Here is a 17,096-nt window from a genome sequence, read left to right as displayed (position 1 = left end):
CTTTACATCCAGCCCTCATTATAGTACAGAAAAACTGAGAATCAAAGGCGAAACACTTATAGAAATGAATTCTTTTTTGAATACTCGCTCATATTATTCGCCTAATTTAACTGTTATTTGATATAATCTTAGTATGAAGTAAGAAGGAGGTAAGCGATGAAAATTTTTGTTTGGATTTTGTTATTTTTATTAGTAATTAACGTTATTGCTGCCTTAATTACTGTTTTTAGAAAACCTCGTAGTATTTCCAGCGTTTTAGCATGGATGATGACGTTGATTTTCTTGCCTGGTATCGGCTTTATTATTTACTTATTCTGTGGGCGAGGTATCGATGGACAAGAAGTTTTTAAATTGTCTGATGATGAAAAACAAATGGTTCAACGAATTAAAGAAAAAGTGGACGTTGATAACAAAAAAGCAGGGCGCGATAAACGTTATGATTTACTTTATGATGCGAAAGTTTTAAATCGTTATTTCCGGAATATGGACGCATCACCGTTGGCCAAAAGAAATAGTTTGCAATTATTTACAGATGGCCAAGAAAAATTCCAAGCATTATTTGAAGATATTCGTGCAGCGAAAGAAACTGTTCATGTGGAGTATTATGCGTTTTTTAATGACACAATTGGCAATCAATTTTTAGATGTATTAATCGAAAAGTTGCATGAAGGCGTGGAAGTTTACTTAATTTACGATCCTTGGGGTTCACCCGGCGCAAATAAAAAGTTTTTTGCTCGTTACGTTGACGCTGGAGGAAAAGTAGCTCCCTTTATTACTTCTCGCGATATGATTCGTAAAACACGTCTAAATTATCACTTGCATCGAAAAATTGTTGTCATCGATGGGAAAATTGGCTGGACTGGCGGGTTCAATGTTGGGGATCAATATTTGAATGTCACCGAAAAATTTGGTTACTGGCGAGATACCCATATTCGTTTGGTCGGGACGGCCGTATTTTCATTGCAAGAGATATTTATCATGGATTGGAATGCTTCAGTCAAATATCCTGAAGAACGTATGACGTATCATGAAAAATATTTTAAATTACCAGAAGATCATGAAGTGGAGCATTTGTCCTTACAAGTTGTTTCAGATGGTCCTGATTCAGAAGAAGAAATTTTGAAAAGCGGGTTTGTTCGGATGATTTTTTCTGCAGAAAAGAGTGTCTGGATTCAAACACCGTATTTAATCCCTGACGATAGTATGATTAATGCGTTGTTAGTGGCGGTTCGTTCAGGTGTCGACGTGCGAATTATGATTCCTTGTATGCCTGACCATCCCTTTATTTACCGCGCAACACAATATTACGCGAATTACTTACACAAACGCGGCATTAAAATTTATATTTATGATAGTGGGTTTATTCATGCAAAAACAATGGTGATTGATGATGAATTAGCTATGGTTGGGACAACAAACCAAGATATTCGCAGTTATTCATTGAATTTTGAGGTGAGTACGTTTATTTACAATCCCGACATTGCGTGGATGTTAGCGCAAGTCTTTGAAGAAGATATAGAAAAAAGTGTCTTATTAACCGACGAGATAATAAAAAAACAAGGGTACTGGCTACGCTTCAAGCAAAACTTTTCACGCTTGTTGTCACCAGTCTTGTAATCAAATAAATCAGCAGTGAATGTAGTAAACTACTATTTTCACTGCTGATTTTAGTAACAAAACACTGAGGTGGTCTACCTAATTCATTGATAATCCCTCTAAATAATGGTAAATTAAAAATAAATTCAATCAGCTATTCTATCGTGAGAAACATAGTTATTACGTAGATCAGATCAAAGGGACATTCACGACGAGCAAATATTGAGTGTGTTTGCTGAAACGTGCATGTGTGATTTGGTCTTTTTTATTGAGCTGTTATTTTATAGATAAGGAGTGGTCACCATGGACTACCAAGCAATAGCAAAAGAAATTTTGAAAGACGTAGGTGGCAAAGACAATATCGTGGATGTCACACATTGTTATACACGATTGCGTTTCGTATTGAAAGATACGAAACAAGCGAACAAAGAAGCCTTACTACAAACAGAAGGTGTCATTTCTGTTGTTGAAAGTGGCGGGCAGTATCAAGTGGTTTTAGGCAATAAAGTCGCGCATGTCTATAATGCTCTAGAACCTTTGTTGGCTCAGCAACTTACGACCAAAACATCCACAAAAGAAAAAAATTCATTAGGCAATCGAATTTTAAATACTGTTGCCGCGATTTTCACACCTGTCGTACCAGCAATTGCCGCTTCTGGCATGTTAAAAGGAATTCTAGCTATTGCTGTGATGGTCGCAAACAATTTTTACCAGGTCGATTTAAAACCTTTGAATACGTATATTATTTTAAGCGCCGCTTCCGATGCACTTTTTTATTTTATGCCAGTTATTTTAGGTTATTCAGCTGCTAAGGTTTTCAAAACAAACGAATATATCGCCATGGTAATTGGTGCCACCTTATGTTATCCAACCATCGTTTCATTAATGACTGAAGAATCAGCGGTTACCTTGTTTGGATTACATGTGACCAAAGCCAATTACGTTTCCACAGTAATTCCTATTATTCTTGCAATTTTTATTTTAGCTTATGTGCAACGTTTTTTGGAAAAAGTCATTCCAGAAGTTCTAAAAATTATTATGGTTCCTACGCTGTCATTACTTTTAATGATTCCAGCCACTTTATTATTATTTGGACCGATAGGGATTTATTTAGGTGACGGCGTGAATTGGTTGTATTATTATATAATGAATTTGAGTCCCATCTTGTTAGGCGGTTTTATCGGGGGAATTTGGTGTGTCTTAGTCATTTTTGGGGCTCACCGTGGGCTTGTGCCAATTGGGATTAATGATGTCGCTCGAACAGGACGGCAAAATTTGCTAGCGTTTGCTGGTGCAGCGAACTTTTCTCAAGCGGGCGCCGCATTTGGCGTGTTTGTCCGCACAAAAAATAAAGACTTGAAAGCTGTTGCTGCCTCTGCAACAGTGACTGCATTATTTGGTATCACAGAACCAGCCATTTATGGGGCAAACTTGCGGTTAAAAAAACCGATGATTTATGCGGTGGCTAGCGGAGCAGCAGGTGGGGCCTTAATGGGCTGGGGCGGTTCCTACGGGACAGCCTTCGCTAACCAAGGACTCTTGACCATCCCAGTTTACGCAGAAGCAGGAACCAAAGCCTTTATTTGTTATTTATTAGGTTGTGGCATTGCTTTTTTTGGTGCATTTCTATTAACGATTTTTCTAGGCTTTAATGATTTATCGCTTGACGAGTCACGTCAAGAACCCGGCTTAAAGACAGAGGCAGGGACAGTCAAAGAAAAACAACGGATTCAAGCACCTGTTCAAGGACAACTCGTATCTTTAGACCAAATCAACGATGAAGTCTTTGCTTCTCAACAAATGGGAAAAACGCTAGCTATTTATCCGACAGAGGAACAAATTGTTTCACCAGAAAATGGGCAAGTGACGGCTTTATATCCAACTCATCATGCAATTGGCTTAAAGTTAGACAATGGTGCTGAAATCCTTCTTCACATTGGAATCAATACCGTCGAATTAAAAGGGCGGGGATTTGAAACGTTCGTAAAAGTAGGAGAAAGAGTCAGGCTAGGACAAAAGCTGCTTTCTTTTGATAAACAAATCATCCAAGCTGCTGGTTATGATCCAACCGTCTTAGTCATCGTAACAAATACTGCGGAAATGGCTGTAATTGAGACAACCAAACAAACAGAGATTACACCACAAACAAATTTATTTTTCATGCAAGTAAAGGAGCAACACTAATGGTTAAACAATTTAAGAACGATTTTTTATGGGGCGCTTCTTCCTCCGCTTTTCAAATTGAGGGCGCTTGGAATGAGGACGGCAAAGGCCTAACAGTCGCTGATTATAATTCTTTTAAAAAGTCAGCTGTTCAAGCAGATACGAAAGTCGCCAGCGATTTTTACCATCATTTCAAAGAGGACATTGCGTTAATGAAAGAATTAGGCTTAAAAACCTATCGTTTTTCTCTTTCATGGGCACGAATCATTCCAACAGGTGATGGCGAAATCAATCAAGCCGGCATCGATTTTTATAATGCTGTCATTGATACACTTTTAGAAAACGATATTTTGCCGTTTGTCACACTTTATCATTTTGATTTACCTTTTGCATTGGTGGAAAAATACAATGGTTGGGTTGATCGTCGCTGCGTTTCTGCATTTCAACGCTATGCGCAAGTTTGTTATCAAGCGTTTGGTGATCGAGTCAAAAATTGGCAAGTTACAAACGAACAAAACTTAATGATTCGTGTCGATGAACGAATGAATATGTACGATGTTGCACCAGAAAATAATGAAAAAATTCGTGCACAAATGGATTACCATATGTTTGTTGCCCATGCGTTAGCGACGAATGATTGTCACCAATTGGTTGCTGGGGGAAAAGTCGGTCCCTCTGTTTCCTCAACGATGACTTATCCTAGTTCTAATAAGCCTGAAGATGTTTGGGCAGCTCGTATGAATGATAACTTTAAAACGAATTACGCTCTAGAAATGTATTGTTTTGGCGAATACCCTGGTTACTATCAAGAGTATTTGACCAAATGCGGCATTTATCCCGAAACACAGCCAGAAGATCAAGCAATTTTGAAAGCCGCTAAACCAGATTTTATCGCTCTTAATTATTATCGGACGTTAGTCGCTAGCTATTTACCGACAGATGAGCAACACCCATTGGGTACGAAAGAAAAGGACATTGATTTTGATCTATACGGTTATTTTAAAATCGAAAAAAATCAACATTTAAAAACCTCTAAGTATGGCGCCCAAATTGATCCAACTGGTCTACGTTTAGTTTTAAATGATTATTATCGTCAATACCGTTTGCCGTTAATCATTACAGAAAACGGCTTAGGCACACCAGATCACCTAACAGAGGACGGAAAAATTCATGATGACTATCGAATTGCGTATTTGCATGATCATATTGCTGCTTGTCATGCGGCTATTTCTGACGGTGTTGAGTTGTTTGGCTATTGTCCTTGGTCGGTCATGGATATTTTAAGTTCTCATCAAGGATTCAAAAAACGCTACGGTTTTATTTACGTCAATCGTGAAGACCATGAGTTAAAAGATTTACGACGTATTAAAAAAGATAGTTTTTATTGGTACCAATCAGTGATTAAAAATAACGGTTTACCAGAAGAATAATGACCAAAAAGGATCATCCGTTGGCATAAGCGGGTGATCCTTTTGTTTTCAAGTTTTGTCGTTCCGTGTTAGGCTTAAGTTAATAAACCCATTAAAGGTGGTGAGAGAGATGAATAATTACGATTTATGGAAATGGGCTGCCGGGAAACGAACCGAAAAAGATAAAAATGAAACCTATAGCGCCAAAAATTGGTGGTATGTTTTACTAATGCTCGGTGTATTTGTAGGGATCATGTTGTTGTATTATTTAATCTCTGTGCTTTGGAATTAAGGGAAAATGGGCAAATGAGGAATTAAGAATAAAAAAAGACACCTTTTCAGGTGTCTTTTTTAACAGGATTCAGACAATGATAGCTGAATTGGAATAGGATAATTTTCCTCGAGCGCAACATCAGGATCCTTCATTCTACGAAGCAGTAAGTCAATCATAACGTCACACATCTCGTCGATTGGCTGCACAATGGTTGATAGTTGTGGGGCAATTCTTTTGATTAATTTTGTCCCATCATAACCAATTACTTTTAATTCTTCAGGAATGGATATCTTCAATTTTTGAGCAATATTCATAACTGTAATTGCTGTCAAATCATCGGTACAAAAGATGCCGTCCACAGTTTTATTTTGAAGCAAACGTTCGATTTCTAGATTTTTTAATGTTGTTGAGGTCCCATTATCAATTTGTAGAATCGTTTTTTCTGCGCCATATTTTTCCATTGTTTGTTTATAACCAGCCAATCGATAATCGCTAGGTGCGCCTGTGTTATTAGCACCAGTAATAATTGCAATCTTTTGTGCACCACTTGCAAATAAGGCTTCAGTGGCTTTTTGGCCCCCTTGAAAGTTTTGCGAAGAGACAATTGGAATGCCAGGTGCCAAGAAACGGTCAAAGGAAACAATAGGTAGTGAAACATTTTCATATTCGTTAATAGCTAAGTTATGGCTACCAGTGATTACACCGTCCACTTTATTTGCAGCGAGCATTCGTAAATAGGCGCGCTCTTTTTCTGGATCTTTTTCACTATCACATAAAATCACTTTATATCCTTGAACAAAGAGCTTTCTTTCCAGTGTTTCAATTAATTCACCAAAAAATGGATGACTAACAGAAGGGAAGACTAAACCAATCAGCTGCGTACTTTTTCCTTGGAGGCTTCTGGCTAATCCATTAGGTTGATAATTTAATTCTTCCATCGCTTGATGAACTTTATCAATTGTTTTTTGACTAAGATAACCATAATTATTAATCACGCGGCTTACCGTTGTCGGGCTCACCCCAGCAAGCTTTGCTACATCCGTTAATTTAACCACCATCAAAATTCACCATCATTCCTAATTATTCGTATTTTCCAGCTCATAAAAACAAGCTTTTGCCGTCTTGGATAGATGAAGATACTGTTGCGCTTTATCTGGAAAGAAGCGACCAGTCATCGTTTTTTCACCTTTATTTACATAGATTTCTGCAACAGAGCAATCAACAAAAATAGTTAACTGAACTGACTTATTTTTCCTAATTTTAGTTTCACGAATTGTGCCATACTTTTCAGCAAAAGGTTGGCCAGCAAATGTTCGATCAAGGGTTATTTTACCATGAATCGTATCAATTGTAATTAAAAGTCCTTTTGAACCCGTTTCGTTCGCTAAAAGCCGAATAAAAGCAATCTCATTTTTGGGAATATCCACTTCTAATTCAAAAGAAGCAGTAGATAATAAATGGCAGCCATTTGATAAAGTAGTAGCGGATTGACGAAGCATTTCTGTTTCAGAAACTGGATATTGAAATAGTTTCCCGTTGTGAATTGTGAGTTCTTTAACCAGACTTAAGCCATTTGCCCAACCCTCCACATCACTTGGGTAAGTGATTTCTGGCAACCCAATCCAACTGACCGCAAGTGCACGACCATCTGGCGCATTAAAGGCTTGAGTGGCGTAGACATCAAATCCTTCATCTAAATTTTCAAAAGGCCCAGCCTGAACTAAAGAAAGATTCTCCAAATCAAACGTTTCGGCCAATGTGTACATATTCGGATAGATGTTCTGATAACTTTTTACAGATGGAGATAGACCTTGTGGGCAAAATAATAAGACAGGCTGGCCATCAATAAATACCAAATTGGGGCATTCAACCATGTAGCCTAATTCTTGGTCGGTGAACGTCAATTCGCCAAGTTGATGAAAATTGTGTACATTTCGATCTTTAGATAAATAGACCACAATTTTTCCTTGTCCATTTAAATCACTAGCACCAATTAATAAAACAAGTCCTTCTTGATAAGGAAATACCATCGGATCACGAAAATGGGAAGAATAATTGGGGTCAATAGGTAGGAATGGTGTTGATTCCTTTGTGATCGCACCTAAAGAATTCAGCCATGCAATATTTTGATATGCAAATCGTTGCCAAGTTTGATCACGAACATTTCCTGTATAAAATAAACATAGTTGGTTATCTATTGGTAAAGCTGAGCCTGAATAGACGCCATGAGAATCATATTCAGAGTCGGGATAAAGGGCAATTCCTTCATAATCCCAGTGAATTAAGTCGGAGGAAGTTAAGTGGGCCCAACTTTTTAGTCCGTGAACACTCCCGAAAGGAAACGCTTGATAAAATAAATGCCACTGGTTATTGAAATACGAAAAACCGTTGGGATCATTTAGTAGTCCTGTCTGTGGTTGAATATGATACTTAAAACGCCAACTAGATTGCGCGATAATAGAAGTTAGATTTTCGAGGTGAGCAGATGTCCAAGAAGAATAAGGCGCATAACGTAATTCATCAGTCCATTGGTTCATGATGCTTGACATAAGTAATGTCTCCTTTATTAGAAAATAGTAGTTAGTCTAATAGTATAAACAAATCAGAAAAAAGTCAAACGTATAACATATATAAATCTATTTAAATCAAAAGAATATTATAATTTACATTTATTTATGATAAACGTTTGACATATTACGCAAAAACGAGTATCATACAAAATGTAAAAACGGTTACAGAAAAAATTAACAGGACTAGTTTAAGAGTGAGGAGAACCAGAATGAACAGAAATTGGTGGCAAAAAGAAGTGGCCTATCAAATTTATCCACGTAGCTTTTCGGATAGTAATAATGACGGAATTGGTGATTTACAAGGCATTATTCAAAAAATGGATTACTTAGAAAATTTAGGAATTACGCTGATTTGGCTGAGTCCAATGTACCCGTCGCCAATGGCTGACAATGGATATGATATTTCAGACTATTATGGTATTTCTAGCGATTTTGGTACAATGGCAGACTTCGATGAACTCATTGAAGAAGCAAAAAAACGAAACATAAAAGTTATTTTAGATTTGGTGGTAAACCATACATCTGATGAACATGCTTGGTTTCAAGATGTTTTAAAAAATCCTCAAAGTCGTTTTCGAGACTTTTATATTATAAAAGAAGGACGAGAAGCACCTACAAATTGGCGGTCTAACTTCGGTGGTAGTGTTTGGGAAAAATTACCTGGGGAAGATGCCTACTACTTTCATGCCTTTCATAAAAAACAGCCGGATTTAAATTGGGAAAATCCTGAACTACGCAAAGAAATCTATCAAATGATCCGTTTTTGGTTAAAAAAAGGAATTGCTGGTTTTCGTGTAGATGCGATTAATTTTATTAAGAAAGATTTGACTTGGACAAACTTACCTGCTGATGGGGCAGATCAATTAGCCAAAGTAACAAAAGCTAGTAGAAACATGCCAGGAATGAGTGACTTTCTGAACGAATTAAAAGAAAAAGCTTTTGCTGGCTTTGATATTGTCACAGTTGCCGAAGCGGCCGGCGTCAATTATCCAAATTTATCAGAATTTATTGGAGAAACAGGGTATTTCGACATGATTTTTGACTTCAAATGGGCTGATTTGGATGTGAAATCAGGAAGCGAATGGTTTTATAGAATCGATTGGTCTTGGAATGATTTACGCACATTAATTTTCAAACAGCAAGAAGCCATGCAAGAGGCTGGTTGGAGTGCAAATTTTATTGAAAATCATGATCAACCTCGAGCGACAACGAAATATTTAAAAGAACAGGCTCAACAGCCAAATGCGGTTAAAACATTCGGCGCCATGTATTTCTTTTTAAGGGGCACGCCTTTTATTTACCAAGGACAAGAATTAGGAATGACCAATTTTGAAAGGGGTTCGATTGATGAATTCGATGATATTTCTAGCATTGATCAATACTATCGAGCAATAAAAGAAGGATTTACGCCCAAAGAAGCCTTGTCACTTGTCAATTTGCGTAGTCGAGACAATGCCCGCACGCCTTTTCCATGGAATGATTCTATGTATGGCGGTTTTTCAAGCGTGAAGCCTTGGTTAGGAATGGTGGATAATTATAAAGAAATCAATGCCGAAGCAGAAATAAAAAATAGTCAAAGTATTTTTCATTTCTATAAGCGGATGATTGCATTTCGTCAAAAGAGTCCCTATACAGACATCTTACTTTATGGAACATTTGAGGGTCTATCAAATCTTCCAGATAATGTTATTGCTTATAAACGCAAATTAAATGAAAAAACGATTTACGCCTTTTTTAATTTTGGTGAGGCGGTTCCAATCCCTCATTATTTAGTTAATGGCACAGTTATTTTTGATACACAGTCTGAAGAACGAGAGCAGTTAGTTCAGCAGGGAACATTATTAAAAAGCTATCAAGGACTATTGATTACTATAAATGAGTAGCTAGGAGGAGTATAACATGGCAGAAAATTATCAGCAGGCAGCCAAAGACATTATTCAATTAATCGGTATGGATAACATTATATCAGTCACCCATTGTCAAACGCGGTTACGTTTTATTTTGAAGGACCACGAACAAGTAGATGGTAAACAACTAGAAAAAATTGATTTAGTAAAAGGTGTCTTTTATAATGGCGGTCAATACCAAGTGATTTTAGGAACTGGTATTGTGACTAAAGTGTATGATGAAATAGAAAAACTTGGAATCAATGTTGTGTCAAAAGCAGAGCAAACAGCAATTTTAAAAAATAATGAAACGGGCATGCGCAAAACAATGCGCATTTTAAGTGAAATATTCATTCCAATTGTTCCAGTAATTGCAGCAACAGGATTGTTCCTAGGGTTAAAAGGTGTTATTTTTAACGACACTTTTTTACAATTATTCGGAGCAAGTGTAGCCAATATTCCTGAAAGCTTTCAACAAATTGTCTCTGTCATTACAGATACCGTCTTTGCCTTTTTGCCAGCTTTGATTGTTTGGTCTACCTTTAAAGCATTTAATGCGACACCTGTAATCGGGATTGTTATTGGTTTAATGATGGTATCACCCATTTTACCAAACGCTTATGCAGTTGCAACACCAGATTCTGGCGTGAAAGCTATTATGGCTTTTGGTTTTATCCCAGTTGTCGGTGCACAAGGATCCGTTTTAAGTGCAATTGCTGCTGGTATAATTGGCGCAAAGATTGAACTTTTTTTCCGAAAAAAGATGCCGAATATTCTTGATCAAATTTTTACACCCTTTATGACTATGTTAATTACTTTTTTAATCATGATTCTCGGAATTGGCCCAATTTTGCATACCGTTGAGTTAGGCATGGTAGATGTTGTCCAATGGTTGATTGGGTTGCCCTTAGGATTAGGTGGTTTCGTGATTGGTGCCTCATATCCTTTAATGGTTTTGATTGGTATTCATCATACACTAACTATGGTAGAAACATCATTATTAGCAAATACAGGATTTAATGCATTGATTACAATATGTGCCATGTATGGGTTTGCCAACGTTGGCAGTTGTTTAGCTTTTGCGAAAAAAGCGCAAGATAGCAAAGTGAAGTCGACGGCCATCGGTTCTATGTTGTCTCAATTATTTGGAGTTAGTGAACCTGTGTTATTTGGATTACTTATTCGTTGGAACTTAAAACCGTTGCTATGTGTCTTGTTTACGTCAGGTTTAGGCGGAGCAATTTTAGCTATTTTTCATATTCAATCAAATTCTTATGGCTTAGCCGTTATTCCTTCTTTCTTAATGTATATCTATAGTGCACATCAATTAGTGATCTATTTATTAGTCGCACTTTTATCTGTCGGTGTATGTTATGCATTAACCAGTCTATTTGCAATTCCGCAAGAGGTTTTGATTTCAGATAAAGTAATCGAAGAGGAAGAACGCGAAGTCTTTGAAATGCAACACAATACCTTAGATGAACAACTTTTTTCTCCGGTAACTGGTTACGCCATGAATCTTACTGCTGTTAATGACCCGGTATTTTCAAGCGAGATGATGGGCAAAGGTTTAGCAATCATGCCAACAGCGAACAAGGTTTACGCGCCTGCAGATGGTTTATTAAACTTGGTTGCAGAAACTGGGCACGCTTATGGTATCCAAACGGACGCAGGAGCTGAAGTATTAATTCATATAGGAATTGATACTGTCACATTGGGGCAGGAGGTCTTTCAGACACAAGTAACCCAAGGTCACCGTGTTAAAAAAGGAGATCTTTTAGGAACGTTCGATCGAAAAGCCATTAAAGAAGCTGGGCTTGACTCAACTGTCATGGTTATCATTACAAATACTTCAAGTTATTTAAGCGTAGAGCCAATGATGTCAGATCATAATGAAATTACGCCGGAACAAATCATTTTAAATCTAAATACACCTAACTAAACAAAAGAACAGCAAGAAGTGATAACTACTTCTTGCTGTTCTTTTTCTTAATAAAAAACCAATGATTTTCGGTTGTATTTGTCTATCCGTTTGTAGTATGATTGAGTCAGTTTTAAAGGAAACATGCCAAGTATGGAAGACCATACTTGACACGCATTGACTAATTAAACATGGGGAACGTTGCCATAAGTTGATGTTCCAGTCAATAATGCAAGTAAATCAAACATAGCATGTACCTCCTTTAATTGATAATCAAAGTATAACATTTTTTAATGAATTTACATAATAATACAAGTGGAGGTCTGTTCGTGAAGGTAGCAGGAGACAAAATAAAACAAGCGAGAAAACTTAAAAAAATCACACAATCAGAGCTGGCTAACGGCATCTGTACGCAAGCAACAATTAGTAATATTGAAAACCGTAATCTATGTGACAGTTTAGATATTTTCTCATCTATTTGCCTCCGATTAGATTTAGAAGTAGAAGAATGTATGATGATTTCTGAAGAAAAGAAAATTGAAAATCTACTAAACAAAGTCGAGGATTTATCTTTACGGCTATTTCACTTAGAGGCCTACAATTTATTACAAGAAGTGCCTGAAGGTCTTATCTTATCTAATAATGAACTAACGACTAAATTGTTATATTATAAGGGAATTACTTGTTTATTAGGAAAAAAAGATAAAGCAGAGGCCTTGTTTTACCTATATCGGGGCGCGGAAATTGACCGTAAAGTCAATATTTACAACATTTTAAGCCTGAATGCGCTAGGTACGCTATATGAACTGGAAAAAGATATGAGAAAAGCGCAAGTGTATTACGAAAAATCATTACAAGAATTGGAACAATTTAAATTAGAATGTTCCTTAGAGCGTTGTAGAATTTATTATAATTCTGCTAAATTCTACTCGGAAATGAAAGACTACCAAAAAAGTGTCATTTTAAGCGAAAAAGGGATTCAGATTTGTCGTGACAAACACTCCATTTATTTGCTAGATTATCTTTTATATGAAAAAGCCTTTAACAAACAAATGCTCGGGGAAGACACAGCCGATGACTATCGTCAAGCCTATTATTTTACACAATTTTTTGGCAATACAGAAGTCCTACAATATATTGAGAAAGATATGAAAGCTTTTAATATTTCCTATTAATTTAATCAAAAAGCCGATAAAAGCTGAAAACCCAGTTTTTATCGGCTTTTTGAAAAGTCTAGGCAAGTTACTTTTAAAAATCAGCAGTCACGGTTACGATAAGCAAGACGAAGTATTTAGGAGGATTTAAAAATGAAAAGAGTGATGTGGTTTAGACGTGATTTACGATTACAGGATAATAAAGCATTAGCACACGCGTTACAAAATTCTGCAGCTGATGAATTGATTTTATTATTCCAAATGAATCCTCAACAATTTATTCAAGAAAGTGCTAATCATAACGCTTTTTTTGCAAGTTTAGCCTCGTTTAAAGAACGAATCGATCAAGAGGCACATTTACAAATCATGGTCGGCGAACCATTAGATTTATTTTCACGTTTGAAACGCAAATTACCCGATTGGCAGGCCATTTATTTTAATGAAGATACTTGTGGCTTTGGGGCAAAGCGGGACCAGCAAGCTATGCGCTTTTTTGAAGAAAATAATATTCAGTCTTTCTCTTTTCAAGATGCCTATTTGCATGGCTCTGAAGAAATTAAGAAGAACGATGGCAGTAAGTACCAAGTGTTTACGCCCTATTACAATAAATGGAAAGAGGCGCCTAAAGAAACCCCGATTCCTGTTTCCTATACAGCTGAAAAAATTTTTAGTGCGTGTCTTTTTCCAGAAGAGGAAGCAGCATATGGGGAACAGATTGCGAGGATTCCTTTAACACACTATAGTGTCGGCGAAAAAACAGCCAGAAGGTGCTTAAATACTTTTATTGATCAAAAACTTCAATCCTATGAAAATAAGCGTGATTTCCCTTATCAGGATCAAACGAGTCATCTGTCTACTTTTTTAAGAACGGGAGAACTTTCGATTCGCACTATTTGGCAAGAGCTTGCATCTGCGCCTTCTAGCTTAAGTAAAGAAACCTTCAAAAAAGAATTAGCTTGGCGCGACTTTTACAATATGATCTATAGTACGTTTCCACAACAAAAAGAGGAAGCTATTCAAGAAAAATTTCGTTATATTCAATGGGCAAATGACCCAGAAATGTTTGCCAAGTGGCAAAAAGGGGAGACGGGGTACCCTATAATTGATGCCGCCATGCGACAACTGAATCAAACTGGTTGGATGCACAACCGCTTAAGAATGATTACTGCCTCTTTTTTAGTTAAAAATTTACACATCGATTGGCGTTGGGGTGAAAAATACTTTCAAAAAATGTTGATTGATTATGATGCCGCCAATAATATCGGTGGCTGGCAATGGGCTGCTTCGACAGGAACGGACGCTGTCCCGTATTTTCGGATTTTTAATCCAATTATCCAGTCAAAAAAATTTGATAATGACGGCCAGTTCATCAAAAAATATGTTCCAGAACTTAAGCAAGTGCCACAAAAGTATATTCATCAACCAAATCTAATGAACGAAGCCTTACAAACGCGATATCATGTACATTTAGGAGAAAATTATCCAAAACCCATTGTCGATTATGCATCAAGTAAAAAACAAACATTGTTTCTATATGAAGTGAGCAAAGAAATTCATCAAGAAATGAACAATCCAAGGTTTAAATAAACAGTAAACCCAACTAGCTTAGCAAACAACTGTAAGGTTAGTTGGGTGAATTGATTGGTCGAAAGAGAAGTGGCAAGTTATCGGCTAAAGTTTTTTATTTTATTCTAGTTTACATAATATACATTATACGAAGTAGTTTTGAATTGGCGAATGTTAGGATTAAGTGCAACATATAATTGTTTTAGTATAAAGATTGTTCGTGATTTGCTCTATTATATCATGTTTCAATTTCCGTATAAATAGTATCGTTCGTTTTATTCTTTTTTATAACAATGTAAAAACTATTTGTTGGTGCTAGAAAGCTTTCGAATACTCCAAATTAAATTTGTGCTGCGGTGATTTCCACTTAAAGATTTTTCGTGGCCGTAAATTCATACTTTGAACAGCTTGATTGATCTTATTTTGAGAAATATTTTTAAAATTAGATGGTTAAAGGAACGATCTTTTTGTAAATCCAGTTATAAATTGTTGATGTACAAACCTTTACACTACGAACTGCGTTCGCTATCTGTTCCGGCGAATATTTCATATCAAGATACTTCATGATAGTTTTAGTATTGTGTACAGTAGCCTTAGTAGTTGTTCCGCAATTTTTCTTGCGAATACGTGCTAAATTACCAGCGCTAGTTGCTTGATAAGGCAAACTAGCGAGACTCTTCTTCTTTCTTTGCTCGGAACCACGTTTGATCTCTCTAGAGATCGTGGATCTATGCCGATCCAATCGGCGAGCTATCTCAGCCTGAGAGACTCCTTCCTTCAGATACGCTTCTATTTGTCCACGCTCTTCAGCTGATAAATGGTTATACGACATTTCATAAACTCCTATCTAAAAAAACAAACCCAACAAACGACGCTTCTAGTAAATCACAAAGATTTCTGCCCACAAATCCCTTAATGACAAGGCGTTCGTAGGTAGACCATTCTCATTTCACAATCTAGGTGATTGAAATCCTTGCTACGACAATCACTTGAAATAATCCTCACTTATGTTAACCGTTAATGAAATAACATTTTTTTTAGTAAGCTGATCTATTTTAAGTGTTGTAATATTTCTAGAGGAGTTTCTAACCTAATATCTGCACTTGAGAATAGTGGATTTTCTTTTGCTCCCCACTTTGCTAAAGCAAATTTAGCTCCAGCTGATTGTGAGCTATGCATATCATAGATAGAATCGCCTATATAAATTGTTTCTTCGGGTAAACTTCCTAATTTATTTAATGCATATAGAATTGGTTCAGGATTAGGTTTATGTTTCGTTGTATCAGAGGCAGTTACTGAAATATCAAAAAGTTTACTTAAACCAAAATGTTCAAATTCATTTTCCATTTCTTCATTTGTTTTGGATGTAACGATCCCAATTTGTATCTCGTTTTCTTTTAACTTAGTCAATGCTTCTTCCACTTGAGGAAACAAAGTCGCAAGATGAGAGTATTGTTTAACATTTTCGGACCAACATGCATGTAGCTTATCAACTTCCTCTCCAGATGATGAATACCGTTCAATTGCTTTTTTACCTGGTATACCTAAGATATACTCTAAATTTTCAGATATACTCTAAATTTTCTTCTGGAACGTCCAAGTTTTTCTCTTCTTTTAGAGTTTTTTGTAAAGACTTAATCATGACAAATTCTGTATCTAAGATTGTTCCATCTACGTCAAATAATACCGTTTTAATCATGTTTGCACCTACTTTGAATTTATTATAGAGACATTACTATCTGATATTGTTCTTTCTAAATCATCTGGTAGACGACTTTCTATAACAAGAAAATCAATATCTTCGAAATCTAAACCTTTATAGTTATGACTTAATCCGATTTTTGTATTATCAATTAGTAAAACTACAAGTTTGGATTGTTTTCTTATCTTTTTTTTGAAATCTATATCTTCATCGTAGGCGTAATAAATGCCTGAAGTTGTGATTCCAGCGGCACTCATAAAAGCAACATCAAAGATAAATGAATCCAGCTCAAGCATTGGTTTCGTTCCAACGACATTTCGTTTGATAGGATCGACGCTTCCACCTAAAATCTTAGTTTTACATTTAGTATTTCTCAATAGTTGGTCGGTAATATCTAATGAATTTGTCGTTGCTATGACATTCTCATAAGGTCTTATATGTCTTGGAATGCAACTGACCGTTGTCGAAATATCTAAAAAAATATGGGAATTATCTTTTACTAAATTACTAGCAGTTTTTGCTAGAATATCTTTTTCAGCACTGAGATCTTCAGTACGTTCAAGATATTCATCTAAACGACTAAAGGTATTGGGCAAACTAATTCCACCATATGTGCGATCAATAGCATTATTTTGAGCTAATTTGATAATATCTCTTCTTGCTGTATCTCTTGAAGAACCTGTTAAGTTTATAATTTCCTTCAAACTAAGAGTTCCGCGCGTCTTCAATTCCTCTAAAATTAACTCAAGTCGTTTCTTTTGAATCATAAACATGTCTCCTTTTAAGTTGGTATAAGCATATTTATAAATTAGCTTAAAATAGCTTATTTGTCAATGTTAACCCTCGATACATAAC

The 17,096-nt window shown here is 36.3% G+C and carries 11 protein-coding genes and 2 pseudogenes; 8 read left to right on the top strand and 5 right to left on the bottom strand.

Going from position 1 to position 17,096, the window contains the following annotated elements:
- The first annotated feature begins 156 nt into the window (after positions 1-156).
- The 4 genes from cls to IGK72_RS06780 all read left to right on the top strand — a co-directional run bounded on the left by cls (position 157) and on the right by IGK72_RS06780 (position 5,460).
- On the top strand, positions 157-1,617 hold the full coding sequence (cls, locus tag IGK72_RS06795) for a cardiolipin synthase (RefSeq protein ID WP_002371124.1): 1,461 nt from the start codon (positions 157-159) through the stop codon (positions 1,615-1,617).
- Between the two features lie 282 nt (positions 1,618-1,899).
- Positions 1,900-3,780, top strand: a complete 1,881-nt coding sequence (locus IGK72_RS06790) for a beta-glucoside-specific PTS transporter subunit IIABC (protein ID WP_070415838.1) — start codon at positions 1,900-1,902, stop codon at positions 3,778-3,780.
- Positions 3,780-5,189: a glycoside hydrolase family 1 protein gene (locus tag IGK72_RS06785; protein ID WP_023895072.1), complete on the top strand. Its 1,410-nt coding sequence runs from the start codon at positions 3,780-3,782 to the stop codon at positions 5,187-5,189. Before IGK72_RS06790 ends, IGK72_RS06785 begins: the two co-directional genes overlap by 1 nt.
- A gap of 109 nt (positions 5,190-5,298) precedes the next feature.
- Positions 5,299-5,460: a hypothetical protein gene (locus IGK72_RS06780; RefSeq protein ID WP_002361843.1), complete on the top strand. Its 162-nt coding sequence runs from the start codon at positions 5,299-5,301 to the stop codon at positions 5,458-5,460.
- A 59-nt stretch (positions 5,461-5,519) separates the two neighbouring features.
- Here IGK72_RS06780 and IGK72_RS06775 read toward each other — a convergent pair whose 3' ends face one another.
- Together IGK72_RS06775 and IGK72_RS06770 are read right to left on the bottom strand one after the other, a co-directional pair.
- Entirely contained in the window at positions 5,520-6,500 is a 981-nt protein-coding gene (locus IGK72_RS06775) for a LacI family DNA-binding transcriptional regulator (RefSeq protein ID WP_002363973.1), read from the bottom strand.
- 18 nt (positions 6,501-6,518) lie between these two features.
- Entirely contained in the window at positions 6,519-7,979 is a 1,461-nt protein-coding gene (locus tag IGK72_RS06770; RefSeq protein WP_031324182.1) for a sucrose-6-phosphate hydrolase, read from the bottom strand.
- A gap of 242 nt (positions 7,980-8,221) precedes the next feature.
- On the opposite strand from IGK72_RS06770, the gene IGK72_RS06765 reads away from it, so the two are divergent.
- From IGK72_RS06765 to IGK72_RS06750, 4 genes are all read left to right on the top strand, one after another.
- The gene (locus tag IGK72_RS06765; RefSeq protein ID WP_070415839.1) at positions 8,222-9,895 is read left to right on the top strand and encodes a glycoside hydrolase family 13 protein; all 1,674 of its coding nucleotides are present in this window, start codon (positions 8,222-8,224) and stop codon (positions 9,893-9,895) included.
- Positions 9,896-9,911: 16 nt separating this feature from the next.
- The gene (locus IGK72_RS06760) at positions 9,912-11,840 is read left to right on the top strand and encodes a sucrose-specific PTS transporter subunit IIBC (RefSeq protein WP_002360285.1); all 1,929 of its coding nucleotides are present in this window, start codon (positions 9,912-9,914) and stop codon (positions 11,838-11,840) included.
- A gap of 272 nt (positions 11,841-12,112) precedes the next feature.
- Positions 12,113-12,994: a helix-turn-helix domain-containing protein gene (locus IGK72_RS06755; protein WP_002363971.1), complete on the top strand. Its 882-nt coding sequence runs from the start codon at positions 12,113-12,115 to the stop codon at positions 12,992-12,994.
- A gap of 132 nt (positions 12,995-13,126) precedes the next feature.
- Positions 13,127-14,560, top strand: coding sequence for a cryptochrome/photolyase family protein (locus IGK72_RS06750; protein WP_070415840.1), 1,434 nt, complete (start codon positions 13,127-13,129; stop codon positions 14,558-14,560).
- 673 nt (positions 14,561-15,233) lie between these two features.
- Here IGK72_RS06750 and IGK72_RS06745 read toward each other — a convergent pair.
- From IGK72_RS06745 to IGK72_RS06735, 3 genes and pseudogenes are all read right to left on the bottom strand, one after another.
- Positions 15,234-15,371: pseudogene (locus IGK72_RS06745) on the bottom strand (helix-turn-helix domain-containing protein); the annotation flags it as partial.
- 218 nt (positions 15,372-15,589) lie between these two features.
- Positions 15,590-16,238 (bottom strand): annotated as a pseudogene (locus IGK72_RS06740) (HAD family hydrolase).
- Between the two features lie 8 nt (positions 16,239-16,246).
- On the bottom strand, positions 16,247-17,008 hold the full coding sequence (locus IGK72_RS06735) for a DeoR/GlpR family DNA-binding transcription regulator (RefSeq protein ID WP_002357548.1): 762 nt from the start codon (positions 17,006-17,008) through the stop codon (positions 16,247-16,249).
- Positions 17,009-17,096: the final 88 nt, after the last annotated feature.

Origin of the sequence: Enterococcus sp. DIV0183 (assembly GCF_050541505.1) — a bacterium.
Lineage (GTDB): Bacteria > Bacillota > Bacilli > Lactobacillales > Enterococcaceae > Enterococcus > Enterococcus faecalis.
This window is presented reverse-complemented; position numbering and strand designations above follow the sequence as displayed.